This window comes from Rhizobacter sp. SG703, from assembly GCF_012275445.1.
GTDB lineage: Bacteria > Pseudomonadota > Gammaproteobacteria > Burkholderiales > Burkholderiaceae_C > Rhizobacter.
The window spans coordinates 37,853-64,370 of the sequence record NZ_JAAZQK010000010.1; the positions used below are offsets into that span (position 1 = coordinate 37,853).

General features: G+C 70.3%; 27 protein-coding genes. 14 read left to right on the top strand and 13 right to left on the bottom strand.

What is annotated here, in order from left to right:
• Positions 1–10: 10 nt before the first annotated feature.
• Genes FHT26_RS20975 through FHT26_RS20985 form a run of 3 tightly spaced genes read left to right on the top strand, consistent with a single transcriptional unit; the run spans position 11 to position 2,525 of the window.
• Positions 11–970, top strand: a complete 960-nt coding sequence (locus FHT26_RS20975; protein ID WP_168562049.1) for an ABC transporter substrate-binding protein — start codon at positions 11–13, stop codon at positions 968–970.
• Entirely contained in the window at positions 967–1,740 is a 774-nt protein-coding gene (locus tag FHT26_RS20980; protein WP_168562050.1) for an ABC transporter permease subunit, read from the top strand. Before FHT26_RS20975 ends, FHT26_RS20980 begins: the two co-directional genes overlap by 4 nt.
• Complete coding sequence (locus FHT26_RS20985) at positions 1,737–2,525, top strand: ATP-binding cassette domain-containing protein (RefSeq protein WP_168562051.1); 789 nt, start codon at positions 1,737–1,739, stop codon at positions 2,523–2,525. Before FHT26_RS20980 ends, FHT26_RS20985 begins: the two co-directional genes overlap by 4 nt.
• Here FHT26_RS20985 and hutH read toward each other — a convergent pair.
• On the bottom strand, positions 2,500–4,020 hold the full coding sequence (hutH, locus tag FHT26_RS20990; protein WP_168562052.1) for a histidine ammonia-lyase: 1,521 nt from the start codon (positions 4,018–4,020) through the stop codon (positions 2,500–2,502). The genes FHT26_RS20985 and hutH overlap by 26 nt on opposite strands.
• Before the next feature lie 73 nt (positions 4,021–4,093).
• On the opposite strand from hutH, the gene hutC reads away from it, so the two are divergent.
• The 3 genes from hutC to FHT26_RS21005 are packed head-to-tail and all read left to right on the top strand — an operon-like array spanning position 4,094 to position 6,418.
• Positions 4,094–4,816: a histidine utilization transcriptional repressor HutC gene (hutC, locus tag FHT26_RS20995; protein WP_168562053.1), complete on the top strand. Its 723-nt coding sequence runs from the start codon at positions 4,094–4,096 to the stop codon at positions 4,814–4,816.
• Between the two features lie 56 nt (positions 4,817–4,872).
• Entirely contained in the window at positions 4,873–5,646 is a 774-nt protein-coding gene (locus tag FHT26_RS21000; RefSeq protein ID WP_168562054.1) for a YecA/YgfB family protein, read from the top strand.
• Positions 5,647–5,650: 4 nt separating this feature from the next.
• Positions 5,651–6,418: a metallophosphoesterase gene (locus FHT26_RS21005; RefSeq protein WP_168562055.1), complete on the top strand. Its 768-nt coding sequence runs from the start codon at positions 5,651–5,653 to the stop codon at positions 6,416–6,418.
• A 327-nt stretch (positions 6,419–6,745) separates the two neighbouring features.
• Here the strand turns inward: FHT26_RS21005 and FHT26_RS21010 are convergent, their stop codons facing one another.
• Together FHT26_RS21010 and FHT26_RS21015 are read right to left on the bottom strand one after the other, a co-directional pair.
• Positions 6,746–6,961 (bottom strand): hypothetical protein, encoded by a 216-nt coding sequence (locus FHT26_RS21010; protein WP_168562056.1) that lies wholly within the window; start codon positions 6,959–6,961, stop codon positions 6,746–6,748.
• A gap of 104 nt (positions 6,962–7,065) precedes the next feature.
• Positions 7,066–7,986: a LysR family transcriptional regulator ArgP gene (locus FHT26_RS21015; protein ID WP_168562057.1), complete on the bottom strand. Its 921-nt coding sequence runs from the start codon at positions 7,984–7,986 to the stop codon at positions 7,066–7,068.
• Between the two features lie 103 nt (positions 7,987–8,089).
• Between FHT26_RS21015 and FHT26_RS21020 the strand changes: the two genes are divergently transcribed.
• Both FHT26_RS21020 and FHT26_RS21025 read left to right on the top strand, forming a co-directional pair.
• Entirely contained in the window at positions 8,090–8,719 is a 630-nt protein-coding gene (locus tag FHT26_RS21020; RefSeq protein ID WP_210427521.1) for a LysE/ArgO family amino acid transporter, read from the top strand.
• A 19-nt stretch (positions 8,720–8,738) separates the two neighbouring features.
• Positions 8,739–10,046 carry a D-amino acid dehydrogenase gene (locus FHT26_RS21025; RefSeq protein WP_168562058.1) on the top strand — a complete coding sequence of 436 codons (1,308 nt, stop codon included), beginning with the start codon at positions 8,739–8,741 and terminating at the stop codon, positions 10,044–10,046.
• Between the two features lie 36 nt (positions 10,047–10,082).
• Here the strand turns inward: FHT26_RS21025 and FHT26_RS21030 are convergent, their stop codons facing one another.
• The 3 genes from FHT26_RS21030 to FHT26_RS21040 all read right to left on the bottom strand — a co-directional run bounded on the left by FHT26_RS21030 (position 10,083) and on the right by FHT26_RS21040 (position 12,008).
• Complete coding sequence (locus FHT26_RS21030) at positions 10,083–10,577, bottom strand: tetratricopeptide repeat protein (protein ID WP_168562059.1); 495 nt, start codon at positions 10,575–10,577, stop codon at positions 10,083–10,085.
• A gap of 109 nt (positions 10,578–10,686) precedes the next feature.
• Positions 10,687–11,427: an anti-sigma factor gene (locus FHT26_RS21035; protein ID WP_168562060.1), complete on the bottom strand. Its 741-nt coding sequence runs from the start codon at positions 11,425–11,427 to the stop codon at positions 10,687–10,689.
• Positions 11,424–12,008, bottom strand: a complete 585-nt coding sequence (locus FHT26_RS21040) for an RNA polymerase sigma factor (protein WP_168562061.1) — start codon at positions 12,006–12,008, stop codon at positions 11,424–11,426. Before FHT26_RS21040 ends, FHT26_RS21035 begins: the two co-directional genes overlap by 4 nt.
• A gap of 55 nt (positions 12,009–12,063) precedes the next feature.
• On the opposite strand from FHT26_RS21040, the gene FHT26_RS21045 reads away from it, so the two are divergent.
• The gene (locus FHT26_RS21045) at positions 12,064–13,368 is read left to right on the top strand and encodes an Hsp70 family protein (protein ID WP_168562062.1); all 1,305 of its coding nucleotides are present in this window, start codon (positions 12,064–12,066) and stop codon (positions 13,366–13,368) included.
• Between the two features lie 10 nt (positions 13,369–13,378).
• Here FHT26_RS21045 and FHT26_RS21050 read toward each other — a convergent pair whose 3' ends face one another.
• The 3 genes from FHT26_RS21050 to FHT26_RS21060 all read right to left on the bottom strand — a co-directional run bounded on the left by FHT26_RS21050 (position 13,379) and on the right by FHT26_RS21060 (position 15,939).
• A complete protein-coding gene (locus FHT26_RS21050) occupies positions 13,379–13,999 on the bottom strand; it encodes a YecA/YgfB family protein (RefSeq protein ID WP_246868027.1) in 621 nt (206 codons plus the stop codon).
• A gap of 541 nt (positions 14,000–14,540) precedes the next feature.
• Positions 14,541–14,954, bottom strand: coding sequence for a PaaI family thioesterase (locus FHT26_RS21055; RefSeq protein ID WP_168562064.1), 414 nt, complete (start codon positions 14,952–14,954; stop codon positions 14,541–14,543).
• The gene (locus FHT26_RS21060) at positions 14,941–15,939 is read right to left on the bottom strand and encodes a LysR family transcriptional regulator (protein ID WP_168562065.1); all 999 of its coding nucleotides are present in this window, start codon (positions 15,937–15,939) and stop codon (positions 14,941–14,943) included. Before FHT26_RS21060 ends, FHT26_RS21055 begins: the two co-directional genes overlap by 14 nt.
• Before the next feature lie 102 nt (positions 15,940–16,041).
• Between FHT26_RS21060 and FHT26_RS21065 the strand changes: the two genes are divergently transcribed.
• A complete protein-coding gene (locus FHT26_RS21065) occupies positions 16,042–17,562 on the top strand; it encodes a CoA-acylating methylmalonate-semialdehyde dehydrogenase (RefSeq protein ID WP_168562066.1) in 1,521 nt (506 codons plus the stop codon).
• A gap of 10 nt (positions 17,563–17,572) precedes the next feature.
• Here FHT26_RS21065 and FHT26_RS21070 read toward each other — a convergent pair whose 3' ends face one another.
• The 4 genes from FHT26_RS21070 to FHT26_RS21085 all read right to left on the bottom strand — a co-directional run bounded on the left by FHT26_RS21070 (position 17,573) and on the right by FHT26_RS21085 (position 21,173).
• The gene (locus tag FHT26_RS21070) at positions 17,573–18,265 is read right to left on the bottom strand and encodes a peptidylprolyl isomerase (protein WP_246868028.1); all 693 of its coding nucleotides are present in this window, start codon (positions 18,263–18,265) and stop codon (positions 17,573–17,575) included.
• A gap of 73 nt (positions 18,266–18,338) precedes the next feature.
• A complete protein-coding gene (locus FHT26_RS21075) occupies positions 18,339–19,166 on the bottom strand; it encodes an ABC transporter permease (RefSeq protein ID WP_168562067.1) in 828 nt (275 codons plus the stop codon).
• Between the two features lie 85 nt (positions 19,167–19,251).
• Positions 19,252–20,052, bottom strand: a complete 801-nt coding sequence (locus FHT26_RS21080) for an ABC transporter ATP-binding protein (protein ID WP_168562068.1) — start codon at positions 20,050–20,052, stop codon at positions 19,252–19,254.
• Positions 20,053–20,138: 86 nt separating this feature from the next.
• A complete protein-coding gene (locus FHT26_RS21085) occupies positions 20,139–21,173 on the bottom strand; it encodes an ABC transporter substrate-binding protein (RefSeq protein WP_168562069.1) in 1,035 nt (344 codons plus the stop codon).
• A gap of 227 nt (positions 21,174–21,400) precedes the next feature.
• Between FHT26_RS21085 and FHT26_RS21090 the strand changes: the two genes are divergently transcribed.
• From FHT26_RS21090 to FHT26_RS21105, 4 genes are read left to right on the top strand one after another with little or no spacing between them, the layout of a single operon-like run.
• Complete coding sequence (locus FHT26_RS21090) at positions 21,401–23,302, top strand: hypothetical protein (protein WP_168562070.1); 1,902 nt, start codon at positions 21,401–21,403, stop codon at positions 23,300–23,302.
• A 56-nt stretch (positions 23,303–23,358) separates the two neighbouring features.
• Positions 23,359–24,720, top strand: a complete 1,362-nt coding sequence (locus FHT26_RS21095) for a S1 family peptidase (RefSeq protein ID WP_246868029.1) — start codon at positions 23,359–23,361, stop codon at positions 24,718–24,720.
• A complete protein-coding gene (locus tag FHT26_RS21100; RefSeq protein WP_168562072.1) occupies positions 24,702–25,712 on the top strand; it encodes an FHA domain-containing protein in 1,011 nt (336 codons plus the stop codon). The genes FHT26_RS21095 and FHT26_RS21100 overlap by 19 nt, the downstream gene beginning before the upstream one ends.
• Positions 25,669–26,478, top strand: coding sequence for an SDR family oxidoreductase (locus FHT26_RS21105; RefSeq protein WP_168562073.1), 810 nt, complete (start codon positions 25,669–25,671; stop codon positions 26,476–26,478). The genes FHT26_RS21100 and FHT26_RS21105 overlap by 44 nt, the downstream gene beginning before the upstream one ends.
• The last annotated feature ends 40 nt before the right edge of the window (positions 26,479–26,518 follow it).

Genomic DNA, 26,518 nt, shown 5'->3' on the forward strand with positions numbered 1-26,518 from the left:
AGGAGTCCTGATGAATCGAGTGCATGCCCTGGCCGGCCTGATGGTCGCATCGATGATGTTGTCGGCGTCGGCCGCGATGGCGCAGGAGACGCCGGTCGCGATCGCGATCTCCGGCTGGACCGGCTTTGCGCCGCTGACGCTCGCGAAGGAGGCCGGCATCTACAAGAAGCACGGCCTCGACGTGTCGATCAAGAAGATCCCGCAGAAAGACCGCCACCTCGCGATCGCCTCCGGCGACGTGCAGTGCGCGGCCACGACGGTCGAGACCTGGGTGGTGTGGAATGCCAACGGTGTCGCCGCGACGCAGATCTTCCAGCTCGACAAGAGCTTCGGCGCCGACGGCATGGTGGTGCGCAACCACATCGCGAAGATCGCCGACCTGAAGGGCAAGACGGTCGCCGCCTCGGCCCCCGGCACCGCGCCGTACTTCGGCCTCGCGTGGATGCTGAAGAAGAACGGCCTGTCGGTGAAGGACGTCAAGGTCGTCACGCTCGAGCCGCAGGCCGCCGCGAATGCCTTCGTCGCGAACGCCGGCGACCTGGATGCCGCGATGACCTACGAGCCCTACCTGTCGACGGTGCGCGCGAAGCCCGAGGCCGGCAAGATCATCGCGACCACGCTGGACTACCCGATGGTGATGGACACCTTCGGCTGCACGCCGAAGTTCCTGCAGGAGAACCCGAAGGCCGCGAAGGCGCTGGCCGACAGCTACTTCGATGCGCTGGAGATGATCCGCAACGAGCCGAAGAAGTCGTTCGAGATCATGGGCGCCGACGTCAAGCAGAGCGGCGAGGCCTTCGAGAAATCGCAGGCCTACCTGCGCTGGCAGGACCGCGCGGCCAACCAGCGCTTCTTCACCAGCGTGCTGCAGCCGTTCAGCAAGGAGGCGGCCGAACTGCTGCTGGAGATCGGCAGCATCAAGCAGATCCCCGACCTGAAGGCGCTGTCGGACACCCGCTTCATCCAGTGAAGCCATTGCAGCCAGTCGAACCCGGGCGGCGCATCGCGCTCGGGGTCGCGTTCTTCGTGCTGTTCTTCGCCGGCTGGGCGTTCGCGACGCTCGGCGGCTTCGTCTCGAAAACCTTCCTGGCGGACCCGCTGACGATGGTGCGCTCGGGCTGGGAGCTGCTGACGCAGCAGGGCTTCGCGCACGACGTCGGCATGACGATGTGGCGCGTGATCGGCGGCTTCATCGCGGCCGCGCTGCTCGCGTTGCCGCTGGGCACCGCGATGGGCGCGTACAAGGCAGTCGAGGCGTTCTTCGAGCCCTTCGTGTCGTTCGCGCGTTACCTGCCGGCGTCAGCCTTCATCCCGCTGCTCATCTTGTGGGCCGGCATCGGCGAGGCGCAGAAGCTCTCGGTGATCTTCCTCGGCTCGTTCTTCCAACTTGTGCTGATGATCGCGGTCAGCGTCGGCAACACGCGGCGCGACCTGGTGGAGGCGGCCTACACGCTGGGCGCGCGCGACTGGGGCATCGTGCGCCGCGTGCTGATCCCGGCCGCCGCGCCGCAGGTGGCCGAGACGCTGCGGCTGGTGCTCGGCTGGGCCTGGACCTACGTGATCGTCGCCGAGCTGATCGGCGCATCGAGCGGCATCGGCCACATGATCACCGACAGCCAGGCGCTGCTGGCCACCGACCAGATCATCTTCGGCATCCTCACCATCGGCGTGATCGGCCTGGTGTCCGACCTCGGGTTCAAGCGCCTGAACCGCCGGCTGTTCCGCTGGGCCTCGCTGTGAGCCGGCTGTCGATCCGCGGCGTGGGCCGCAGCTTCGCCGGCCTGCACGGTGCCCCCCCGACGCTCGCGCTGCAGCCGACCGACCTGGAGGTCGCCGACAACGACTTCATCACGGTGCTGGGGCCGTCGGGCTGCGGCAAGTCGACGCTGCTGCGCATCGTCGCCGGTCTCGACGAGCCGAGCACCGGCCAGGTGCTGCTCGACGGCGCGCCGGTGCGCGGCCCGGGCGCCGACCGCGGCATGGTGTTCCAGAGCTACACGCTGTTCCCGTGGCTGACGGTGCGGCAGAACATCTGCTTCGGGCTGCGCGAGAAGGGCCTGCCCGACGCGCAGCAGCGCGAGATCGCGCAGCGCTTCATCGCCGAGGTCGGGCTCGCCGGCTTCGAGTCGCACTTTCCGAAGCAGCTGTCGGGCGGCATGCAGCAGCGCGTCGCGCTGGCGCGGGCGCTGGCCAACGACCCGAAGATCCTGCTGCTCGACGAACCCTTCGGCGCGCTCGACCACCAGACCCGCGCGCTGATGCAGGAGCTGCTGCTGTCGATCTGGGAGCAGCACCGCAAGACGGTGCTGTTCGTCACGCACGACATCGACGAGGCGATCTTCATGGGCAACCGCTGCGCGGTGTTCAGTGCCCGGCCGGGCCGCATCAAGACCGACCTCGCGATCGATCTGCCGTACCCGCGGCATTACACCGTGAAGACGACGCCGAGGTTCTCGGAACTGAAGGCGCAACTGACCGAGGACATCCGGGCCGAGAGCATCAAGACGGTTGGGATGGAACACTGAGCCCGGCGTGCTCGATCATCTGCGTGGCCGCCTCGATGTCCGGCGCCATCAACCGGTCTTCCTTCAGGAACGGCACCCGCTCGCGCAGCCGGGCATGCAGCGACTCCAGCGCCGGCGACGAGCGCAGCGGCCGGTGGAAATCGAGCGCCTGGGCCGAGGCCAGCCATTCGATCGCGACGATGCCGGCCGTGTTGTCCAGCATCTGGTGCAGGCGCCGCGCGGCGTAGGTCGCCATCGACACATGGTCTTCCTGGTTGGCCGAGGTCGGCAGCGAATCGACGCTGGCCGGGTGCGCCAGCGACTTGTTCTCGGACGCGAGCGCCGCCGCCGTGACCTGCGCGATCATGAAGCCGGAGTTGAGCCCGCCGTTCTCGACCAGGAAGGCTGGCAACCCGGAGATGCCCGGGTCCATCAGCATCGCGGTGCGCCGCTCCGACAACGCGCCGATCTCGGCGATCGCGAGTGCCAGGTTGTCGGCCGCGAAGGCCACCGGCTCGGCGTGGAAGTTGCCGCCGGACAGCGCCTCCAGCGTGTCGGCGAACACCAGCGGGTTGTCGGAGACACCGTTCGCCTCGGTCAGCAGCACGTTCCACGCATGCTGCATCTGGTCGAGGCAGGCGCCCATCACCTGCGGCTGGCAGCGCAGGCAGTACGGGTCCTGCACCTTGTCGCAATCGAGGTGCGACTGGCGCAGCGCACTGCCGGCCAGCCAGCTGCGGAAACTCGCCGCCACCTTGCGCTGGCCCGGCTGGCCGCGCACCTGGTGGATGCGGTCGTCGAACGGCGTGTCCGCGCCCTTGGCCGCGTCGACCGTCATCGCGCCGATGCCGATCGCCGCGTCGAAGATGCGCTCGAGCCGCTGCACCGCGACCAGCGCGAGCGCGGTCGACGCCTGCGTGCCGTTCAACAGCGCGAGGCCTTCCTTCGGGCCGAGCACCAGCGGCTGCAGCCCGGCGTGCGCGAGCGCCTGCACGGCGCCGACACGCTGGCCGTCGACGAAGGCCTCGCCGACCCCGATCAGCACGCCGCTCAGGTGCGCGAGCGGCGCCAGGTCGCCCGACGCACCGACCGAGCCCTTCTCCGGCACCACCGGCAGCACGTCGGCGGCCAGCAGCGCGAGCAGCGCATCGATCACCTGCGGCCGCACGCCCGACACGCCATGCGCGAGGCTGGCCGCCTTCAGCAGCAGCATCAGCCGCACCACCGGCGCCGGCATCGGCTGGCCGATGCCGGCGCTGTGCGACAGCACCAGGTTCTTCTGCAGCTGGGCCAGCTGGTCGTCGGGGATGCGCGTCTGCGCCAGTTTGCCGAAGCCGGTGTTGATGCCGTAGACCGGTTCGTGGCGCGCCATCAGCGTGGCGACCGCCTGCACGCTGGCATCGATGCCGGCCCGGGCCGACGGCGCGATCGTGAAGCGGGCCCCGCCGGCGGCCGCATCGAGCAGCATCGCCTTGTCGAGCTGGCCGGGGGTGATCAGGTGCGCAGGCGTCGTCATGGGGGTCCTCGCAGGCCGCGGCGAGCGCCGCAAAGTGGTCTAGACAACTTTAGCACAGGGGTAAGATCGGCCCATGAAATCCGGCGACAAGACGCTGCCCTACGAAGCAGTCAAGCATTCGATCCGACACCGCATCGACGAGGGCGGCTGGCAGCCGGGCGTCAAGCTGCCGTCGGAGCGCGAACTGGTGCAGGAGTTCGGCTGCGCCCGCATGACGGTGCACCGCGCGCTGCGCGAGCTCGAGGACGAAGGGCTGATCGAGCGCCGCCAGGGCTCGGGCTCGTACGTGGCCGAGCTGCACCCGATCTCCAACCTGCTGCAGGTGCGCGACATCCACGACGAGATCGTCGAGCGCGGCCACCGCCACACGACGCGGGTGTGCGGTGTCGAGCGGGTGAAGGCGAGCGCCGGGATCGCGACCGCGATGCGCCTGCGCAAGGGCGCGGCGGTAATCCGCTGCCGGCTGGTGCACCTGGAGAACGGCGTGCCGATCCAGTACGAAGACCGGCATGTGAACCCGGCGCTCGCGCCCGACCTGCTGGCGCAGGACTTCACGCAGGTCACGCCGTCGCACGTGCTGTTCGAGCACGCGCCGCTGACCGAGGCCGAGCAGGTGGTCGAGGCGGTGCTCGCGACCGACGAGCAGGCGCGGCTGCTCGACGTGCCGCCCGGCAGCGCGCTGCTTCAGGTGTCGCGGCGCACGCTGTCGCAGGGCGTCGTCGCATCGGTCGCGCGGCTGGTGCATCCGGGCGGGCGCTATCGGTTGATCGGGTCTTTCTCCGCCGGCAAACCGTGATCGCCCGTCGATCCGGATGACAATCCGCGTTCGATCGTTTGTTCAAGAGACCCGCCATGCCCGCTCCCACCGCCCTGCCTGCTTCGCTGCCGCCCGCCCATGACCTGACCGATGCCGAGTTCGCCGAACTCGATGACCTGCTGGCGGCCACGCCCGAACCACTGCAGCCGGTCGACGCGGTGATGCTCGACGGCTTCCTGTGCGGCGTGCTGGTTCAGCCGGTGCTGCTGGAGCCGGCCACCTGGCTGCCTCATGTGTTCGATTTCGACGGCCAGCCGCTGCCCGACGACGTCGACGCCGCCTGGCTGGAGCGCACCCGCGCGCTGGTGCTGCGCCGCTATGCCGCGCTGAACCGCGCGATCGTCGAGGACGGCTGGTTCAACCCGCTGGTGCTGGAGTTCGACGACGAGCACCCGCCGGCCCCGCTGGCCGAAGGCGAGGTCGATCCGATGGAAGGGCTGGCCGAGGTGTCGCAGCCGCTGATGCCGTGGGTCGCCGGCTTCCAGCATGCGGCGATCTGCTTTCCCGACCTGATGGAGCTGCCGCAGGACGAGGTGATGACCTCGCTCGCGCGGCTGTACCGCCACCTGCCGGCCGAGACCGACGAGGAACGCGAGGTCGTCGCGACGCTCGACCGCGAGTACCCGCTGTCGACGCTGGACGACGCGATCGAGGAGATGGTCACGACCGTCGCCGAGCTGTCCGACCTGACGCGCGACGCGCGCTACAAGGTCGACACCGTGAAGCGCGAGACGCCGAAGGTCGGCCGCAACGACCCCTGCCCGTGCGGCAGCGGCAAGAAGTTCAAGCAATGTCACGGAGCCACTTGAACCGGTGAAGCTCCAGCTGCTGTCCGACCTCCACCAGGAGACCGAGAGCTTTGCCCCCGAGCCCGCACCCGACGCCGAACTGCTGGTGCTGGCGGGCGACATCGACAGCACCTGGAAGGCATTCGACGCCTTTCGCGGCTGGCCGGTGCCGATCATTTTCGTCGCCGGCAACCACGAATTCGACGGCCGCGAGCTGAACGATGCCTGGCCGGCGCTGCGCGCGCGCTGCGAATCGCTCGGCATCACGATGCTGGAGCGCGAGACCTGCGTGCGCAGCGGCGCCGACGGCCGGCGTATCCGCTTCGCCGGCACGGTGCGCTGGTGCGATTTCGACCTGTTCGGCGAAGCGCAGCGCGACAAGTCGATGCGCGCCGGCTCGTACTTCATGAAGGTGCAGCGCTCGACGCTGAACGGCGAGGTGTTCGCCGCGCCGCAGGTGCGCGACGAAGCGCTGGCCTGCCGCGCCTGGCTGGCCGACACGCTGGCCGCGCCGGACGATGCCGACGCGACGGTGGTCATCACGCACTTCGGCCCGAGCCTGCGCAGTGCCGACCCGCGCTACGGCAGCCAGGCCGGCACCGCGAGCTTCTGCAACGCCGACGACGACCTGCTGCCCGGCGCCGACCTGTGGATCCACGGGCATGTGCACTGCCGGCACGACTACACCGTGGCGCATGCCGGCGGCACGACGCGCGTCGTCTGCAACGCGCGCGGCCACACGAAGCGCGGCGAGAGCGCGGGCTACGACGCGCTGCGGGTGATCGCCGTTTGAGCGGAGGCTGCGCTCGGGATCGTGGAATCGGGGCGTCCCGTCTTGATGCCGAAGGCACTGAGCATTTTCAGAAAGACAGGGATTTGATATCCGCAGTGCCATGGCAATCGCGCATTCCTCCTCCCGGCCCGGCAGGCGCTTGAAAGGGTCCAGCACATTTTTTGGAGACAGAAGCCGTGCGTTCGACCGTGCCGTCTTGAAGTATTTCGAGCCGAACGCCTTCTTTCCAAAGTCGTATACCTTCTTGACTACCTCGACCACGCGGTTCCGTGCACTTGCATGAAATCCGCAAGCAGCAGCCGGCCGCAGTTCAACCCATCAAGCGGCTCACCGGCTGCGCGACGTGATGCGGCTCATCCACTGCAGCGGTGCCGGTGCGGTCGCGCCCGGCGAGAACGCGTCGAGCTCGCTGTCGCGCGGCGGCGACAGGCTCATGTCGAGCCCGAACGCGGTGCCGTAGTCGGCTGCCTCGGGTTCCACCTGGCGCGGCGCGCGTCGCGGGGCCAGCGATGCCAGCCAGGACCATCCGGATGCCAGGTTCATGATGCGGCTCCACGAGTGCTTGTGACATTCAGTGTCGGATGCCACCTGCTGTTGCTGAAGCTCGAAATGAAGCACGCGAACGGTGCAGTTCGCGCCGCCGTGGTTCAAGTCACATCCAGCACCGCGCACGCGCCGGCCAGCAGCGCGTCGCCGACCCGGTCGAGCAGCCCGACGCGCGCCGACGGCGCCGCGCCGTCCGGGCCGAGCTTCCATTGGTGCCAGAACAGTCGCACCGCCAGCCGGTCGTCCGGCCGCAGTGCGACGAGTGCACCGCTGTCGAGCAGCGGCCGCGCCTGCAGTTCCGGCACGACGCCGATGCCCCAGCCCATCGCCGCCGCCCGCACATAGGCCTCGGACGACGGCACGTAGCGCTCGCTGAGCCGCGGCTGGCGCACGCCGAAGGCCTTCGACACCCATTGCTGCTGCATGTCGTCCTTGCGGTTGAAGATCAGGAACGGCACCTGCGCGAAGTTCGCTCGCGTCAGCCCCTGCGGCAAGGCCTCGGCGATGAAGCCGGGGCTCGCGACCGCGGTGTAGTGCATCGCGCCCAGCGGCACGACGCGGCAGCCGCGCAGCGCCTCGCTGACGCTGGTCACGCAGCCGAGCACCGCGCCCTGGCGCAGCCAGTCGTGCGTGAAGTCCTGGTCGTCGACCACCAGCTCCAGCGACAGGCCTTCGTGCACCAGTGCATCGAGCGCCGGCAGCACCCAGGTCGCGAGGCTGTCGGCATTCACCGCGATCGGCAGGCGCTGGTCGAACGCCGGCGCCTCGCCCAGTTCCTGCGCCAGGTCGGCCCGCATCGCCTGCAGTTGCCGGGCGAAGCGCAGCAGCAGCTTGCCAGGCTCGGTCAGCCGCAGCGGGCGCGAGCGCACCACCAGCGGCTGGCCGACCTGCAGCTCCAGCGTGCGCAACCGCTGCGAGACGGCCGATTGCGTGATCGCCAGGCGCTGCGCCGCCCGTTCGAAGCTGGCGGCGTCGGCCAGCGCAGCCAGCGCATCGAGCGCGGCGGGGTCCAGGTCTTTCATAAGCCATGCTAATGCAAGCCGAGAAATATGAATCCTCCTTCATGGATTCATCGGGCTTGCCGACAATCCGACGGCCCGCTGTTGCCCACCAGAATCCGCACCGATGCCCATGCCCACCGATCTCTCCGCCGCATTCGCCCAAGGCTGGCTGATGACCGCCGGGCTGATCGTCGCGATCGGTGCGCAGAACGCGCTGGTGTTGCGCCAGGGGCTGGCGCGGGCCCATGTCGGGCCGGTGGTCGCGCTGTGCACCGCGTCCGACTGGCTGCTGATCCTGCTCGGCGTGTTCGGGCTCGGCGCCGCGGTGCAATCGATGCCGGTGCTGCTGCAGGTGCTGCGCTACGGTGGCGCGGCGTTTCTGTGCCTGTACGGCCTGCGCGCGGCGCGCCAGGCCTGGCGCGGCGCCGAAACCGGGCTGCAGGCCCGGGCCGGCGCCGGCAGCCTGGGCGCCACGGTGGCCAGCGTGCTGGCGATGACCTACCTGAACCCGCATGTCTACCTCGACACCGTGCTGCTGCTCGGCACGGTCGGTGCGCAGCAGCCGGGCGACGGCCGCTTCGCCTTCGCGGTCGGCGCGGGTCTTGCGTCGCTGATGTGGTTCGTGACGCTGGGCTATGGTGCCGCAGCGGCCTCGCGCTGGCTGCAGCGCCCGGCGGTGTGGCGGGCGATCGACGCCAGCGTCGCGGTGGTGATGTTCTGCGTGGCGGCCCAGCTGTTGTGGCGCCCGCTCTGACAGGGCCGAAGGAGCTTCAATGAAAGTCGTCGTGTTGGGTGCCGGGATCATCGGCGTGAGCACTGCCTGGTACCTGCTGGAGCAGGGCCACGAGGTCACCGTGGTCGACCGCCAGAGAGATGCAGCGCTGGAAACCAGCTTCGCCAATGGCGCACAGATCTCGGTCAGCTTCTGCGAGCCGTGGGCGAATGCCGGCGCGCCGCTGAAGGTGTTGAAGTGGCTGGCGCGCGACGACGCGCCGCTGCTGTTCCGCCCGAAGCTCGATCCGCACCAATGGCGCTGGGGCCTGAGTTTCCTGCTGCAGTGCAACGATGCGGCCTTCGAGCGCAACGTCGCGCAGCTGGTGGCGCTGGGCCGCTACAGCCACGAATCGCTGAAGGCGCTGGTCGCGCAGACCGGCATCCAGTACGACCGGCTGGAGCGCGGCATCCTGCACTTCTTCTCGACGCAGCAGGAATTCGACGAAGGCGCGGCCGGCGCCGAGCTGATGCGCCACCATGGCGTCGACCGCCGGGTGCTGTCGCGCGACGAGGTGCTGAAGGTCGAGCCGGCGCTGCGGGGTTTCGCGAACGGCATCGCCGGCGGCACCTTCACGCCGAGCGATGAATCGGGCGACGCGCGGGTCTTCACGCAGCAGTTGGCGCTGCGCTGCCAGCAGCGCGGCGCGACCTTCCTGTACGAGCACGACATCGCCGGCATCGAAGCGGCCGGCGGTGCTGTGCGATCGGTGCAGCTGCGCTCGCTGCAGACCGGCGAACGCCGCACGCTGACCGCCGACAGCTTCGTCGCCGCGATGGGCAGCTTCACCGCGCCGCTGCTGCGGCCGCTGGGCATTTACCTGAACATCTACCCGGCCAAGGGCTACTCGGCAACGCTGGCGCTGAAGCGCCCGCAGGACGCGAGCGTGGTCAGCATGATCGACGACGCCCGCAAGATCGCGATCAGCCGGCTCGGTGACACGATCCGCATCGCCGGCACCGCCGAGATGGCCGGCTACGACACCGGCCTGGACAGCGCGACCTCGCGCGTGCGCTGCCAGGCGCTGATCGAGCGCTACGAAGAACTGTTCCCCGGCGTGGCCGACACCAGCGTGCCGAATTTCTGGACCGGCCTGCGGCCGAGCACGCCGACCAACGTGCCGTACATCGGGCGCAGCAAGCTCGCCAACCTGTGGATCAACGCCGGCCACGGCACGCTCGGCTGGACGCACGGTGCCGGCTCGGGCCGCGCGCTCGCCGAGCTGATGAGCGGCGTGCGGCCGGCGCTGGATTTCGGGTTCTGCGGCGAGGTGCCGGCCGGCAGCGCCACGCGGATGGTGGCGGCCTGAGGAGGCCGCTCCCATCCGGGAGCGTCCGTCGACTCCTTACCAGCTGCCGGCAACGAACTTGTTGCCCGCCGCCTTGTAGCGCTCGATCGCCTTCTTCAGCTCGACCGTCTCGTCGCAACCAGCGCCGCACACCTTGTTCAGCGACGCGAGGCGCTGCTCGGCAGTCGGCAGGTCGCCCTTCATCAGCGCCAGCTCGCCGGAATACTCCAGCGTGCCCTTGTGCTTCGGGTCGATGCGCAGCGCGTCGTTGTAGAACTTCTCCGAGCCGGCCAGGTCGGGCGTCTTCGCCTTGCGCAGGCTGTAGCCCATCAGGTTGTTCCAGTCGGCGCTGCCGGTGTCGTTGACCTTCTTCAGCTCGTCGATCGCGCCGCTCCAGTTCTTCGCAGCGATCTGCGCGCGCGCGGCGCCCAGCTTGTCGGCGGCCGCGGCGGCCGGCGTCGGAGCCGGCGGCGCGCTGTCGGCGGCAAAGGCGCTGCCCAGGGCCAGCGCGAGGGTCGAAAGGGTCAGCAGGCGGGCGAATGTCGTGTTCATGATCGTCAGGTCCTTTGAGCGGTGGGTTGGCAGACACCATCGTCGATGTCTTGCGGGCACTTACGGGTCGGGACGCGCCGGCGGACGCATCCGCGATTGAAAGAAATTGCTACCAGAGCTTCACGCACGGCCCGATCAGCACGAACGGTGCCGACGGGGCCGCACCGGCCTGTGCCGGCGCCGCCTCCAGGCTGACCGCCAAGCGTGTCACGTTGAAGAACAGCGTCTCGGAGCTGTCGGCGAGCGCCACCACGCCGCTGCCGTGGTCGGGCACGACGCCGACCGGGAACGGTGCGCTGCCGTCGCGCGGCAGCGCCCACAGCTGCGCGACGCGGCCGGCCGGCACCGCGACTGGCTGCAGCAGCTTCACGCTGAGTTGCCGGCCATGGCGCAGCGAACTCGCGAGCACCGCCGGGCGCCCTTCGGCATCGCTGAGCAGGCCGACATAGCTTTGCGGCAACGCCTCGGACGGCGGCTGCAGGCCGATCAGCCCCGGCTGCAGCCGCAGCACCGCGAGGCACAGCAGCACGCCGGTCAGCGCCCCGCCGAGCGAACGCGCCGACAGCAGGCCGGCGAGCCATGCGCCGAAGCCGCCCGCCTTCACCGCGCTTTGCGATGCCACCGGGAACAGCCGGCGTTCGAGCTGCTGCCACGTGGCCTCGCGCGGCTGCAGCGGCGGCACGGCGGCCGCGAGCACCGAGAAGCGCTGCTGCCACGCGCCGACCGCGAGCGAGGCCGCAGGGCTGGTCGCCAGCACGCGCTCGAAGCGGCGCCGCGCGCCGCCGGTCAGCGTGCCCAGCACGTACTCGCGCGCCAGCCGGTCCAGGCGCTCGGGCTGCAGGTAGTTCATGCACCCACCCCCGCGGCGCCGAGGCAATCCTTCAGCTTGTCGAGTCCGCGTCGCACCCAGGCCTTCGCGGTGCCGACCGGCGCGTTCAGCGCCAGCGCGATGTCGGTGTGCACCATGCCGCGGTAGTACGCGAGCGCCAGCGCCTGCCGCTGCGAGGCGTTCAGCGCCGCCATGCAGCCGTCGATGCGGGCCTTCGTCAGCCCGTCGTCCAGCAGCCGCTGCGGCTCCAGCGCCGGGTCGCCGGCCACCGCCATCGCCTCGTCGTCGAGCGCGATGGTCGAGGCGCGTTCGGTCTTGCCGGAGCGCAATGCATCGATCGCCTTGTTGCGCACGATGTTGATCAGCCAGGTCATCGGCGCCGCCACATCCGGCCGGTAGCCGGCGGCGTTGTGCCAGACGTTGATGAACGCCTCCTGCAGCACGTCTTCGGCGCGGTCGCGGTCGTTCAGCACGCGGTACGCGACGCCCAGCAGGTGCGCGCAGGTGGCGCGGTACAGCGGCTCGAAGGCCGCGCGCTCGCGCAGCGCGATGCGGGCCAGCAGCGCGGACAGGTCGGAGGGCGGGGCGCTCGTCGGGTTCATCGCGCGGCAGTGTGCCCTACAATCCGCGCCCCCCATCCGTTGCGACCCCGCCGCCATGATGTATTGCGCCATCGATTTCGGCACGTCCAACTCGGCCATCGCGATTCCCGATGGATCGCCCTCCGACGCCGGCGGCGCGATGCGCCTGGTCGAGTTGGAGCCCGGCCAGCGCACGATGCCCACCGCCGTCTTCTATTTCGTCGACGGCGCCGAGACCAACGGCCCGCCGCGTGCGTTCGGCCGTGCGGCGCTGGCCGCCTACGTCGACGGGCTCGACGGCCGGCTGATGCGCTCGATGAAGAGCATCCTCGGCAGCAGCCTGGCCGACCAGACCACCGACGTCGGCGGCGGGCGCGGCGTCAAGTACCTGGACATCATCGCCGGCTACCTGAAGCACCTGAAGACGCTGGCCGAGACCGAGGCGCAGTCGCCGATCCACCGTGCGGTGCTGGGACGGCCGGTGTTCTTCGTCGACGACGATCCGGTGCGCGACGCGCAGGCGCAGGCCACGCTCGCCTCCGCCGCCGCGATGGTCGGCTTCGACGAGGTGCACTTCCAGTACGAGCCGATCGCCGCGGCCTTCGACTTCGAGAGCGGCATCGACCGCGAGCAACTGGTGCTGGTGGCCGACATCGGCGGCGGCACCTCGGACTTCTCGCTGGTGCGCGTCGGCCCCGAGCGCGCGCCGCGGCTGGAACGCAAGGACGACATCCTCGCCAACCACGGCGTTCACATCGCCGGCACCGACTTCGACCGCCGCGTCGAGCTCGCCAGCATCCTGCGCGAGTTCGGCTACGGCGCGCTCGGGCCCAGCGTGGCCGGCGCGCCGGCGCGCGAGGTGCCGACCGGCGTCTACTTCGACCTCGCGACCTGGCACCTGATCAACTCGGTCTACAGCCCGCAGCGGGTCGCCGAGCTGCGCAGCATGCGCGGCTTCTACGGCAACCCGCTGCACCACCAGCGGCTGATGACGGTGGTGACCGAGCGGCTCGGCCACGAGCTGGCGTCGCGCGCCGAGGCCGCGAAGATCAGCGTCGCCGAGGGCGGCGACACCACCATCGACCTGTCGCACGTCGAGCGCCGGCTGGAGGTGTTGCTGACCGAGCGCGAGGCGGTGCAGGCGATCGAGGGCGACATCGCGCGCATCGTCGGCGCGGCGCGCGAGACCGTGCGGCAGGCCGGGCTGCGGCCGGAGCAGGTCGACGCGCTGTACTTCACCGGCGGCTCGACCGGGCTGCGGCTGCTGGCGCAGCAGATCGCCGCGGAGTTCCCGCAGGCGCGCGCGGTGCGCGGCGACCGGTTCGCGAGCGTCGCGACCGGGCTCGGGCTGCACGCGAAGCGCTGGTTCGAACGGGCCTGACCCGACGGCGCTAACGCCGCGGGCGGTGCGACGACCGGGGCGCCTGCGGCTGCGGCGGCAGCGGCCGCCCGACATCGGCCAGCAGCAGCGTCGCGCGCACCAGCCCTTCGACCGCCTCGCTCAGGTCGGCCGGCGGCTCCAGCGATTCGATCTCTTCGAGCAGCTCGTCGGCGTCTTCCAGATCGTCGGGGTCGAGGTGGCGGTACAGCAGCGCGAGCGGCTCGGTCAGCGCCTGCGCGTCGCCGTTCATCAGCTCCGGAAAGGCCTCCATCGCCGTCGCGAAGCCGGCCACCCACGGCAGCACCGCCTCGATGCTCGCGTCGTCTTCGTCGGACCCGTCGTCCAGCTCGAACACCCACGGGTCGAACCACTGGCGGCGTGCGATCGCATCGTTCAGCTCGGCATGGCGGCGTTGCGCCAGCTCGTGCAGCCGGCGGGCGTCGAAGTGGGCCGGCAGCGGGCGCCCGTCGACATCGGTCAGCAGCGGCAGCCAGCGCTGCGCCGGCACCCGCACCGGCTGCACCAGCACGCCGCACAGGAAGCCGTCGACCATGCTGGCGTCCAGCGGATCGAGCGGCGCCGGCACCGCATCGAGGCGGGCCTGCAGTTCGTCGATCTCGGATTCGCTCAACGGAGCGACAGGCGCGTGCGTGCGCGCGGGCGGACGGCGATGGGAGGGCGGGTGCATCGGCGGATTGTCGCGCTGCGCGGTGTGAACGCCACGCCACAGCTTCATTCGCGATGCGAACGCACGAAAACGCATGCGAACTTTTACGGTCACTTCGGTCACTTGCGATGGGCACCGCTGCACCCGCCATTGAAGTGCGGGAACCGCGCCAACCCGCGCCAATGCTGGCTTTGCGGCGCATGGCGGCAGGTCGACCGAGCACCCCGTGCCACAAGTGCCGTGAAAACGTTTCCCCCGTATTGGGGATGGCCCAAACGATTTCGTGCCCTCTATAGTGGCCCCAGGCTGTCACCTGACGCAACGATCCCAACGACGTCCTCTCTCTTGAGGACTTCCAGCCCACCCTTCACAGGGTGGGCTTTTTTTTGGGTGGATGTCCCACCCCCGAGGCGCTGGCGCGCCTCCCCCTCAAGGGGGCGCCGCCAGCGGCCCGGCAAAGCCGGTTCCGCGGCGTCCGCTGCGCTGTCGCCAGCTTCGCTCGCTCTTACGTGAGGATGATCTGCGTGCAGCGGAACAGCGCCATCTTCTTGCCCTGCGGGCTGAAGACGGTGGCGGACCAGACCTGGGTCGAGCGGCCGAGATGGTCGGCACGCGCCTCGCAGCGGATGAGCCCGTCCTTCGCGGTGCTGAAGAAGTTGCTCTTCAGCTCGATCGTCGTGAAGTTCTTGCCGCCTTCGGGCAGGTGGGCGATGGTCGCGTAGCCGGCGCTGGTGTCGGCCAGCATGATCACGCTGGCCGCGTGCAGGAAGCCGTTCGGCGCCAGCATCCACGGCTGCACCTGCATCTGCGAATCGAGGTGGCCTTCGGCGAGCGCGGTGATCCGCACGCCGAAACGGTCGGGCGCGAAACCCGCCTGGCGTTCGTGGAATCCTTCGATGGTGATGTCAGCGCGCAGCATGGTGTCCCTCCGGTGATGCAGAGGGCAACTGTAGCGAGACCTCGCCGAAGCCGCCCGCCAGCGCCGCGCGCAGGTGCGCGACCAGTGCCTGCACCGCCTTCGGCGTGCTCGCGCTCCACGGCCGCATCGCGTAGACCGCATCGCCGAAGAAGCCGACCGGGCGCCACTGCGGCAGCACCTCGCGCAGCCTGCCGGCGCGCAGCGCCGCTGCCGCGCTGAAATCCGGCACCAGCGCGATGCCCAGGCCGGCCAGCGCCGCATCGCGCAGCACCTCGCTGTTGCCGGCCCGCAGCGGCCCCTGCGCGACGACGCTCAGCCGCTGCGGCTCGGCTTCATCCCCGTGCGCGCTGCGCTCGAACTGCCACACCGCCGGGCCCGGCCGCAGGTAGGTCAGGCAGGCGTGGCCGGCCAGGTCGGCCGGCGTCTTCGGCGTGCCCTGCCGCTTCAGATACGCGCGGGTCGCCACCAGCAGCGCGCGCGACGCGCAGAGCTTCCAGGCCACATGGTTCTCCGGCGGCGCGCTGGTGTGGCGCACCGCCAGGTCGAAGCCTTCGTGCGCCAGCGTGACCAAGCGGTCCGACAGGTCGAGCTCGACGCGGATGTCCGGGTGCGCACGCACGAAGGCCTCGAGGTGCGGCGCGACATGCTGCCGCCCGAGCGCGACCGGCGCGGTGATGCGCACCAGCCCGCGCGGCTGCGCCGCCTGGTCGCGCGCCTCGACGACGCTGCGCGCGATCAGCTCGAAGGCCTCGCCGGTCTGCTCGACCAGCCGGCGCCCGGCATCGGTCAGCCGCACCGAACGGGTGGTGCGCTGCACCAGCGGCTGGCCGACCGCGCGCTCCAGCTCGGTGATGCGCTGGCTGACCGCCGCCTTCGACAGCCCGAGCCGCTGAGCCACCTGCGTGAAGCTGGCCAGCTGGCCCAGCAGCGTCAGCGTGTGCACCTGCGGCCAGAGCAGGTCGATGCGTTGATCGGTGGTCGTCATTGTTCAGATTATCGAACAATGAAGTCACCGTGATGACATTGGCAAGCAGCGGCTCGACTCCTAGACTGGATTCGCATCCCCACCGTTTCAGGAGACCACGCCATGGGCGCCCACGATCCGTTCACCGCCACCGCCGAGGTCGGCCACTTCATCCAGGGCGCGCCGATCGCGAGCCGCAGCGGGCGCCGCCAGGCGGTCTACAACCCGGCGACCGGCGCGGTCGCGCGCCAGGTGGCGCTCGGCAGCGTCGAGGACGTGAATGCCGCGGTGGCGTCGGCACAGGCCGCGTTCGACGGCTGGGCGCAGACGCCGCCGATCCGCCGCGCACGCGTGATGTTCAAGTTCCTGGAATTGATGAACCGGCACCGCGACACGCTGGCCGCGATGATCACCGCCGAGCACGGCAAGGTGTTCACCGACGCGCAGGGCGAGGTCTCGCGCGGCATCGACATCGTCGAGTTCGCCTGTGGCATCCCGCAGCTGCTGAAGGGCGACTTCACCGACCAGGTGTCGACCGGCATCGACAACTGGACATTGCGCCAGCCGCTGGGCGTGGTGGCCGGCATCACGCCGTTCAACTTCCCGTGCATGGTGCCCTGCTGGATGTTCCCGGTGGCCATTGCCGCCGGCAACAGCTTCATCCTGAAGCCGAGCGAGCGCGACCCGTCGGCGTCGCTGTTCATGGCCGAGCTGCTGAAAGAGGCCGGGCTGCCCGACGGCGTGTTCAACGTCGTGCAGGGCGACAAGGTGGTGGTCGACGCGCTGCTGGTGCATCCCGACGTGAAGGCCGTCAGCTTCGTCGGCTCGACGCCGATCGCGCAGTACATCTACGAGACCGGCGCGCACCACGGCAAGCGGGTGCAGGCGCTGGGCGGCGCGAAGAACCACATGGTGGTGATGCCCGATGCCGACCTCGACCAGGCGGTCGATGCGCTGATCGGCGCCGGCTACGGCTCGGCCGGCGAGCGCTGCATGGCGATCAGCGTCGCGGTGGTGGTGGGCGACATCGCCGACCGGCTGGTCGACGCGGTGGCCGCGCGCGCGAAGACGCTGAAGGTGAAGAACGGCATGGAGCCCGATGCCGAGATGGGCCCGATCGTCACCGCGCAGGCGCTCGAGCGCATCGGCGGCTACATCGACATCGGCGTTCAGGAAGGCGCGAAGCTCGTCGTCGACGGCCGCGGGCTGCGGGTGCCGGGACACGACGGCGGGTTCTGGATCGGCGGCACGCTGTTCGACCACGTGACGCCGCAGATGCGCATCTACCGCGAGGAGATCTTCGGCCCGGTGCTGGCGGTCGTGCGGGTGCCTGATTTCGCGGCGGCGCTCGACCTCGTCAACGCGCACGAGTTCGGCAACGGTGTCGCCTGCTTCACCAGCGACGGCAACGTCGCGCGCGAGTTCGCGCGGCGCGTGCAGGTCGGCATGGTCGGCATCAACGTGCCGATTCCGGTGCCGATGGCCTGGCACGGCTTCGGCGGTTGGAAGAAGAGCTTGTTCGGCGACATGCACGCCTACGGCGAAGAGGGCGTTCGCTTCTACACGAAGCAGAAGAGCGTGATGCAGCGCTGGCCGTCGAGCATCGCGCGCGGCGCGGAGTTCGTGATGCCGACGGCCAAATGAGCGCCTGCCGCTACTTGAGCTGCTGGACCCAGAAGGTCGCGGTGGGCACGGTCGGGGCGGAGAAGTAGTCCACCTTCAGCTCGGTGATCTTGTCGAGGGTGTCGAGCCCCGCGATGACCTTGCCGAACACCGCGTAGCCGTTCTGGTCGCAGTTGGCACCGGTCGGGTGGATGTCCAGGCAGGCATGGTTGTCGGCGACGTTGAAGAAGAACTCGCTGGTGGCGGTGGTCGTGTTGACGTCGCTGGTGCGGGCCATCGCGATCGTGCCGCGCACGTTGCTCAGGCCCTTGTCGCTCTCGAGCGCGATCGGGGCGTAGGTCGCGATGTGCTTCCAGTTGCCGTCGTAGCCACCGCCCTGCACGACGAAGCCCTTGACGACGCGGTGCAGCAGCGTGTTGTCGTAGCGCTTGGCCGCCGCGTATTGCAGGAAGTTCGCGACGGTGATCGGCGCCTTGTCGGCATACAGCTCCAGCACGATCTCGCCATGCGTGGTGAGCATGCAGACGGTGTTGGTGGCCGTGCTGGCGGCGGCGGCGGCCTTGCCGGCATCGCTGCATGTGGTCGCGGGCGCGGCCGGGATCGAGACCGGCGCCGGGGGGAAGCTGGGGGCCGGCGGATAAGACGGGCCGTCGCTGCCGCCCCCTCCGCCGCAGGCGGTCAGGGCAACCATCGCGAACAACGGAATCAGGCGTGAAGTCGACATGGGCTGGAACGGAACGGGCCGCAGATTGGACGAAGCCGGCATTGTCGGCGACTTCGCCGCCTGCCGCCGCGCCTCACAGCTTCTCGGTTTCCCCGCTCTTCGGCTGCCATTTCATCAGCCGCCGCTCGCCCCAGCCGACCGCGGCGTCCAGCAGCAGCGCGAAGGCCGTCAGCACCAGGATGCCGGCCATCACGGTGTTGATGTCGAACGAGCCCTCGGCCTGCAGGATCAGGTAGCCGACGCCCTCGGCCGAGCCGAGGTATTCGCCGACCACCGCGCCGACGAAGGCCAGCCCGACGCTGGTGTGCAACGAACTGAACACCCAGCTGGTCGCGCTCGGCAGGTACACATGCCGCAGCAGCTGGCGCCGGCTCGCGCCCAGCATGCGCGCGTTCGCGAGCACCACCGGGCTCACCTCCTTCACGCCCTGGTAGACGTTGAAGAACACGATGAAGAACACCAGCGTGATGCCCAGCGCCACCTTGCTCGCGACACCGAGCCCGAACCACACCGCGAAGATCGGCGCGAGGATCACCCGCGGCATCGAGTTCAGCGCCTTGATGTACGGCTCGCAGATCGCCGCCGCCATCGGGCTCAGCGCGAGCCACAGCCCGCAGCCCAGCCCCATCGCGGTGCCGATGCCGAACGCCAGCACCGTCTCCTGCAGCGTGATCCACAGGTGGTGGTAGATGTCGGCATTGGTCACGAACCAGGCCCACACGCGGCCGAAGATCTTCAGCGGCTCGCCGAAGAAGAACGCCGCCTGCCGGTCGTTGTCGAACAGGAACGGGCGCACCAGCCCGGGCGCGGTCAGCACATGCCAGAGCACGAAGATCGCGACCAGCAGGCCGAGCTGCCAGGCGCGCAGGTTGCCGGGACGCGGCTTGATGAAGTTCCACATGGTCGTCAGCCGCCGCAGGGCCGCCCCAAGGCGGCTGAACGCCCCCTCGGGGGGCAGGAACGAAGAGACGTGGGGGTCATCGTCATCAGGCCGCGAGTTGCTGCTGGTAACCCTTGACGACCTCGTCGCGCAGCACCGACCAGATCGCCTGGTGCAGCTCGACGAAGCGCGGCGTCGCCCGCACCTCGGCCACGTCGCGCGGGCGCTCGAGGTCGATGCGGAATTCGCCGATCGGGTGCGAGCCCGGCCCGGCGCTCAGGCAGACCACGCGGTCGCTCATCGCGATCGCCTCGTCGAGGTCGTGCGTGATGAACAGCACCGCCTTCTTCTTCGCGGCCCACAGCGCCAGAACCTCGTTCTCCATCAGCTGGCGGGTCTGGATGTCGAGCGCCGAGAACGGCTCGTCCATCAGGATGATGTCGGGATCGAGCGCCAGCGTCTGCGCCAGGCTCACGCGCTTGCGCATGCCGCCCGACAGCTGGTGCGGATAGCGGTCGCCGAAGCCGCCGAGGCCGACGCGGCGCAGCCAGTCGCCGGCCTGCGCCTTCGCATCGGCGACGCCGCGGAACTCCAGCCCGGCCATCACGTTGCCGAGCGCGGTGCGCCATGGCATCAGGCTCTCGGCCTGGAACAGGTAGCCGGCCCTCTTGTTCAACCCGGTCAGCGGGCTTCCGAAGACATGGACCGTGCCGCTGCTCGGCGTCAGCAGCCCGGCCGCCATGTTCAGCAGCGTGCTCTTGCCGCAGCCGGTCGGCCCGACCACCGAGACGAACTCGCCGGTGCCGACGGTCATCACGACATCGCGCACCGCGGTGTAGCGCTGGCCCGGGTCGTCGCGCGAGATGAAGGTGCAGCTGACGCCGTCGAACTGCAAAGCAGCGGTCATGACAACCCCTCGCTCGATGGGTACATCGATCGATCCCCCGAGGGGATGCGGACCGGCTTGGGAGCGGCCCGGCGCTCGGTCCGCCGTCATGCTTTCGGGTACTTCGCGTTGGCCTTCTTGACGAACTCGTTCGTGTAGACGGCCGACAGGTCCAGCTTCGCCGCGGCGATCTCGGGGTCGACGCTCGCGAGCGCGCGCCGCGCGGTCTCGGGGCCGGCCTCGGGCATCAGCCCGTCGACCGACAGCGCGCCCTTCGCGGCCAGGAAGGCGTCGATGTAGACCGCGCGGTCGCCGAGCAGGTAGCTTTCCGGCACCGCCTTGATGATCTCGCCCGGGCCTGCTGCCTGGATCCACTTGTCGGCGCGCACCAGCGCGTTCGCGAGCGCCTGCGTCGCCAGCGGGTTCTTGTCGATGAAGGTCTGCGGCGCGTACAGGCAGCCGGCCGGCATCGGCCCGCCGAACACCTTGTCGGCCTCGGCGACGATGCGGGTGTCGGAGACGATCTTCAGGTCGCCGCTGCGTTGCAGCAGCGTGATCACCGGGTCGAGGTTGCTCATCGCGTCGATCTGGCCGGAGCGCATCGCCGCGACCGCGCCGCTGCCGGCGCCCACGCCGATGATCGACACGTCGCTCGGCTTCAGCCCGGCCTTCGCGAGCACGAAGTTCGCGAGCACGTTGGTCGACGAACCCGGTGCGGTGACGCCGATCTTCTTCCCCTTCAGGTCGGCGATGCCCTTGAAGGCCGGCATCGTCTTCGGGTTGACGCCCAGCACGATCTGCGGCGCCCGGCCCTGCAGCGCGAACGCGCGCATGCGCTGGCCCTTGACCTGCATGGTCAGCGTGTGCTCGAACGCGCCCGACACCACGTCGGCGCTGCCGCCGACCACCGCCTGCAGCGCGCGCGAACCGCCTGCGAAGTCGACGATCGTCACCTCGAGCCCCTCGGCCTTGAAGTAGCCGAGGCTCTCGGCGATCGTCAGCGGCAGGTAGTACAGCAGGTTCTTGCCGCCGACCGCGACCGTCAGCTTCGGCTTGTCGAGCGCCTGCGCATGCAGCAGGGCGGGAAAGGCGGCCACCGCGCCGGCGGCGGCGCTGCGCAGGAGGATGTCACGACGTTGCATGGTGCGAATCCGGATCCGAGGAACCGCCGACTTTAGCCCCCGATGCCTATCCGGCCTGTGAGGGTTGCTGCGTAGGCGCCGCCGCGTCACGAAGTCACGTTCGCGCGGGAGACCCCGACTCAAGCGAGCGATGGCGGCGCCGAAGACGGGTCACCACGGGCCGCCGGGAATCGCTTCCGGGACGGCACCGTGCGTTCTTGCCATCTTGCCGGTCGCGAAGGAGCGCCATGAACCTCGGATCCCACCGTTTCGCCCTCTCCGTTCTGGCCGTGCTCGCGCTGGCCGCCTGCGGCGGCTCGCCGTCGTCGCAGAACGCCGCCCCGGTGGCCACCGTGCCGACGACGCAACTCAGCGGCTCGGTCGCGGTCGGCGCGCCGATCACCGGCGGCACGCTGCGCATCCTGGACGCCGACGGCGTGCTGGTCGCGCACGACATCGCGGTCGGCGCCGACGGCAGCTTCACGGTGCCCACGCTCACGGGCAAGGCGCCGTTCCGCATCGAGGCCTGCGGCTATGCCGGCGCGAACTACCAATGCCTGTACTCGGTCGCGCAAGGCCCCGGCACCGCGCAGGTGACGCCGCTGACCAGCGCCACCGTGCTGCTGGCGGCCGGCCAGTCGCCGGCCGACCTGATGGCGGGCAGCAGCAGCGTGCTCGACGCGAGCGCCGTCGCCGGCGCGCAGGCGCAGTTGCGGGCCGGCCTGTCGGGCGTGCTGAGCGGCAACGTCGCGGGCGATTTCGACTTCATCACCGGCGCGCTGTCGGCCGGCTCGCGCAGCGGCTACGACAAGGTGCTCGACGCCGTCGGCGTGACCACCGGCGTCGACGACAAGGCCTTCGTGCAGATCACGCCGCGCCTGGGCAGCGGCAACCTGTACCTCGAGCAGGGCTCGACGGTCGGCGCCGTGACCGTGGCCAACGGCGCCGGCGAGCTGTCGCTCGGCGGGCTGGAGACACTGTTCGCCAACATGACGCAAGCGATGGCCAGCGCGGGCGCGTGCAGCAGCGGCCTCGCGTCGCAGCTCGCCAGCGGCGCGCGCATGAGCACCGACGACGGCGCGCCGCTGAGCGGCGCGGGCGCGGTCGCCGCCGGCCTGTGCGGGATGTTCGCGTCGCAGGACATGTTCGGCTCGCGGCTGCTGAGCCCGACGCTCGGCCGCTGCGACCTCGACGGCGCGCAGCCGGTGTGCCGCGTCAGCTTCGTGCTGCAGGACCGGGACGGCGGGGTGCAGCCGGTGGGCAGCGGCATGGGCGTCACGCGCGAGGGCGGCGCATGGAAGTTCCTCGGCGATGTCGACCCGGTGCAACTGCATGCCTCGGCGAAGGCGCAGCGCGACGTGCGCATCGACGGCGACACGCCGGTGGCCAGCTACTCGCGGGCGATCGCGTTCGACATCCAGGCCGTCAGCGGCCTGCAGTGCGCGCAGGTGGTGCAGCGCAACGCCGACCAGGCGCTCGTGACCATCGCGTACTACAAGCGTTTCGGTGCGGGCGTGCCGCGGCTGTCGCTGTGGCAGCAGAACGGGTTCAGCAACGAGCGCAGCCTGGATCCGGCGATCGGCGCGTTGCGCAGTGCCGACGACACCTGGGTCGCGCTGCCGGATGGCGATGCCGGCGACGTGGTCGTGCGCAACTTCTTCCGCGGCGGCCGCACCGTCACCGTCAACACCTTCAGCGACGATGCCTGCAGCGCGCCGTTCGCGGTCTCGGGGCGCAGCAGCTTCGAGGTCGACGTCGAAGGCGTGCCGCCGGTCTGGGCCGCGATGCCGAGCCTGCCGTGGACCGACCTGACGGGCACCGGCCGGCAGGCCCTGCTCGACCTCGCGCTCGACGCGAATGCCGGCACCACGCTGAACCTGGCGTGGACCTTCGCCCACGGCACGCTCGGGCTCGACAGCGGTTCGATCTGCAGCGACCGCTCGCAATGCGGCCAGGGCGGCAGCGGCCGCATCGCCGACTTCCGGCTGCGGCCGGGTGCCACCTCGGCAGCCATCGCGGTCGCCAACGGCGGCAGCGCGCTGGCGGCGACGGGCTACAAGATGCTCGCGCTGTACGGCCGCACCGGCGACGGGCTGGACCTGCAGAGCAACGCGATCGCGTGCACGCCAGGGACTGTCGAGTGCCATTGAACGGGTAACCCGGATTCGCATCCGGGCTACGGGGGCCGGCCCGTAGAATGATTTCGATGAGATCGCCCCGAACCGGTTTTCCCGGATTGATTCAAGCCCTGGCGCTGGTGCTGTGCTCGGCGGTCCTCGCGCCCGCCACGGCACAGACGGCCCCCGCCAAGGCTGCTCCCCCCGACCCGCCGGCGTCCGCACCGGTGTCGCTGTCGGCCCGCAAGGTCTACGAGCAGGCCCGCTCGCAGCTGGTGCAGATCCGCACCGTGCTGAAGGGCCAGGCGAGCCAGACCTCGGTCGGCTCCGGCTTCATGGTGTCCGCGCAGGGGCACATGATCACCAACTTCCACGTCGTCGCCGAGGCTGCATTGCAGCCCGAGCGCCACGACCTGGTGTCGGTCACCGCCGACGGCCGCGAGGCACCGGTCCGGATCCTGATGCTCGACGTGCTGCACGACCTGGCGCTGCTGAAGCTGTCCGATCCGAAGGCCGCCGCGACCTTCGATGCGCTGCCGTTCCGGCCCGAGGCGCAGAAGCTCGCACAGGGCGAGCGCATGTACTCGCTCGGCAACCCGCTGGACGTCGGCTTCGCGGTGATCGAAGGCAACTACAACGGGCTCGTCGAGCGCTCGTTCTACCCGCAGATCTTCTTCGCCGGCTCGCTGAGCGGCGGCATGAGCGGCGGCCCCGCGCTCGACCAGGAGGGCCGCGTGATCGGCGTCAACGTCGCGCGGCGCGTGGACGGCGAGCAGGTCAGCTTCCTGGTGCCGGGCGCGTTCGCGAGCGCGCTGCTGGCACGCGGGCGCGACGCCGCGCCGCTCGCGCTGCCGGCCTGGCCGGTGCTGACCGAACAGATGATGGGGCACCAGCAGCTGCTGACCGACCGCTTCATCGCGCAGGGCTGGAAACTCGCGACGCACCCGCGCTACCAGGTGCCGGTGCCGCCCGACCGCTTCATGCGCTGCTGGGGCAGCAGCGAGCCGTCGCGCACCGGCGGGCTCGATTTCGAGCGCTCCGATTGCGTGATGGACACCCGCATCTTCATGGGCGAGTTCACCACCGGCGCGATCTCGGTGCGCCACGAAAGCTACGACGGTCGCAAGCTCGGCACGCTGCGCTTCTCGGCGCGCTATGCGCAGAGCTTCCGCAACGAGCACTTCGACCGCCGCCGCCCCGACCAGCAGACGCGCCCGCAGTGCCACGAAGATTTCATCGACCGCGACGGCCTGCCGCTGCGCGCGGTGGTCTGCCTGCGCGCCTACAAGAAGCTGCCGAAGCTGTACGACGTCTCGGTGCTCGTCGCGACGCTCGACGAGCCGAAGTCCGGCGTGCAGGGCCGCTTCGACGCGCAGGCCGTCAGCTACCCGAACGCGATGAAACTCGCGCAGCATTACCTGGAGGCCTACGCATGGGTGCGGTCGCGCTGATCGAAGTGCTGGAGCGCGACGGCACGCCGCGCCACGGCGTGGCGGTGCCGCAGTGGCCGCTGCGGGTCGGGCGCGCGCTCGACAACGACCTGGTGCTCGACGACCCGCACGTCGCGCCGTACCACCTGGTGATCGACCGCGACGAAACCGGCGCGTTCGTGCAGGTGGGCGAGACGATCAACGGCGCGCTGCTCGGCACGCAGCAGGTGGGCGCGGGCGCGCGCGGTGCGGTCGGCGATGCGCCGCTCGCGATCACGATCGGCCGCGTGCACCTGCGGCTGCGGCTGGCCGAGCACGCGCTCGCGCCCGAGCTCCGGCTGGACCCGACGCGTTCGCTGGCGCAAGGCCTGCCGCTGCTCGCGCTGCTGGTGCTGCTGGTCGGCGCGATGGAGGTGTTCAACACCTACCTCGACACCGACCCCGACGGCTTCGTGCGCGCGCTCGGCAGCGGCGCCATCTCGGCCCTGGTCGGCCTGCTCGGCTGGTGCGGCGTGTGGACGCTGCTGTCCAAGCTGTTCACCCGCCAGGGCCATTTCGGCTGGCACCTGCGGGTGGCGCTGATCGCGGTGCTGGCCTGGGAGCTGATCAGCGGCGCGACGCAGCTGCTGTCGTTCTCGCTGTCGTGGCCGTGGCTGAGCGATTTCAAGTTCGTGCTCGGCTATGCGGTGGGCGCCACGCTGCTGTACTTCCACATGCTGGCGGTCGAGCCTTACCGGCACCGCCGCGTGCGGCAGGCGGCGGTCGCGATGGCGCTGGTCGGCACCGCGCTCAGCCTGTGGTTCAACTGGCAGAACGGCGACCGCCTGGGCAGCGAGCTCTACATGAGCCACCTGTTCCCGCCGGCGTTGCGCGTCGCGAAACCGGTCGACACCGCCAGCTTCATGAAGGGCGTCGCGGAGCTGCAGGCCACGCTCGACGCAAAGGCCAAGCGCAAGGAGGATGCCGGCGATGACGACAGCAGTGCAGAAGGCGGCGGTGGCGACGACGACTGACGCGGGCGGCCGCACGGTGCTGGTGACCGGCGGCAGCCGCGGCATCGGCGCCGCGGCGGCGCTGTGCTGCGCCGAGGTGGGTTTCGACGTCGTCGTGAACTACACCCGCGATGCCGCGGCGGCGCAGGACGTCGTCGACCGCATCGTTGCGCTCGGCCGGCACGCGATCGCGCTGCAGGCCGACGTGTCGATCGAGGCCCAGGTGCTCGCGCTGTTCGCGCAGGTCGACGACGCGCAGCGCGGCGGCGCGATCGGGTCGCTGCACGGCCTCGTCAACAACGCCGGGGTCGTCGACCGGGCGGCACGCGTCGAGCAGATCGATGCCGCGCGGCTGCAGCGCATGTTCGCGATCAACGTGTTCGGCAGCTTCCTGTGCGCGCGCGAGGCGGTGCGGCGGCTGTCGACGCGCCATGGCGGGCCGGGCGGCGCCATCGTCAACCTGTCGTCGGCCGCGGCACGGCTGGGCGGGGCGGGGCAGTACGTCGACTATGCCGCCGCGAAAGGCGCGATCGACACCTTCACGACCGGGCTGGCGCGCGAGGTGGCTACCGAAGGCATCCGGGTGAACGCGGTGCGGCCGGGCATCATCGAGACCGACATCCACGCGTCGGGCGGCCAGCCCGACCGGGTGCGGCAGCTGGCACCGCAGGTGCCGATGCAGCGCGCCGGCAGCGCCGACGAAGTGGGCCGCGCGATCGCGTGGTTGATCTCCGACGCGGCGAGCTACACGACAGGCGCCTTGCTCGACGTCACTGGCGGACGCTGACCAGCGGGCCGAGCGCCGGGCCGCTCCCAGGCCGGCCCGC

Coding starts and splice junctions, on each gene's coding strand:
- FHT26_RS20975 (WP_168562049.1), top strand. CDS start 11: ATGAATCGAGTGCATGCCCTGGCCGGCCTGATGGTCGCATCGATGATG.
- hutH (WP_168562052.1), bottom strand. CDS start 4,020: ATGACGACGCCTGCGCACCTGATCACCCCCGGCCAGCTCGACAAGGCG.
- hutC (WP_168562053.1), top strand. CDS start 4,094: ATGAAATCCGGCGACAAGACGCTGCCCTACGAAGCAGTCAAGCATTCG.
- FHT26_RS21000 (WP_168562054.1), top strand. CDS start 4,873: ATGCCCGCTCCCACCGCCCTGCCTGCTTCGCTGCCGCCCGCCCATGAC.
- FHT26_RS21010 (WP_168562056.1), bottom strand. CDS start 6,961: ATGAACCTGGCATCCGGATGGTCCTGGCTGGCATCGCTGGCCCCGCGA.
- FHT26_RS21015 (WP_168562057.1), bottom strand. CDS start 7,986: ATGAAAGACCTGGACCCCGCCGCGCTCGATGCGCTGGCTGCGCTGGCC.
- FHT26_RS21020 (WP_210427521.1), top strand. CDS start 8,090: ATGCCCATGCCCACCGATCTCTCCGCCGCATTCGCCCAAGGCTGGCTG.
- FHT26_RS21025 (WP_168562058.1), top strand. CDS start 8,739: ATGAAAGTCGTCGTGTTGGGTGCCGGGATCATCGGCGTGAGCACTGCC.
- FHT26_RS21030 (WP_168562059.1), bottom strand. CDS start 10,577: ATGAACACGACATTCGCCCGCCTGCTGACCCTTTCGACCCTCGCGCTG.
- FHT26_RS21035 (WP_168562060.1), bottom strand. CDS start 11,427: ATGAACTACCTGCAGCCCGAGCGCCTGGACCGGCTGGCGCGCGAGTAC.
- FHT26_RS21040 (WP_168562061.1), bottom strand. CDS start 12,008: ATGAACCCGACGAGCGCCCCGCCCTCCGACCTGTCCGCGCTGCTGGCC.
- FHT26_RS21045 (WP_168562062.1), top strand. CDS start 12,064: ATGATGTATTGCGCCATCGATTTCGGCACGTCCAACTCGGCCATCGCG.
- FHT26_RS21055 (WP_168562064.1), bottom strand. CDS start 14,954: ATGCTGCGCGCTGACATCACCATCGAAGGATTCCACGAACGCCAGGCG.
- FHT26_RS21060 (WP_168562065.1), bottom strand. CDS start 15,939: ATGACGACCACCGATCAACGCATCGACCTGCTCTGGCCGCAGGTGCAC.
- FHT26_RS21065 (WP_168562066.1), top strand. CDS start 16,042: ATGGGCGCCCACGATCCGTTCACCGCCACCGCCGAGGTCGGCCACTTC.
- FHT26_RS21070 (WP_246868028.1), bottom strand. CDS start 18,265: ATGTCGACTTCACGCCTGATTCCGTTGTTCGCGATGGTTGCCCTGACC.
- FHT26_RS21075 (WP_168562067.1), bottom strand. CDS start 19,166: ATGTGGAACTTCATCAAGCCGCGTCCCGGCAACCTGCGCGCCTGGCAG.
- FHT26_RS21080 (WP_168562068.1), bottom strand. CDS start 20,052: ATGACCGCTGCTTTGCAGTTCGACGGCGTCAGCTGCACCTTCATCTCG.
- FHT26_RS21085 (WP_168562069.1), bottom strand. CDS start 21,173: ATGCAACGTCGTGACATCCTCCTGCGCAGCGCCGCCGCCGGCGCGGTG.
- FHT26_RS21090 (WP_168562070.1), top strand. CDS start 21,401: ATGAACCTCGGATCCCACCGTTTCGCCCTCTCCGTTCTGGCCGTGCTC.
- FHT26_RS21095 (WP_246868029.1), top strand. CDS start 23,359: ATGAGATCGCCCCGAACCGGTTTTCCCGGATTGATTCAAGCCCTGGCG.
- FHT26_RS21100 (WP_168562072.1), top strand. CDS start 24,702: ATGGGTGCGGTCGCGCTGATCGAAGTGCTGGAGCGCGACGGCACGCCG.
- FHT26_RS21105 (WP_168562073.1), top strand. CDS start 25,669: ATGACGACAGCAGTGCAGAAGGCGGCGGTGGCGACGACGACTGACGCG.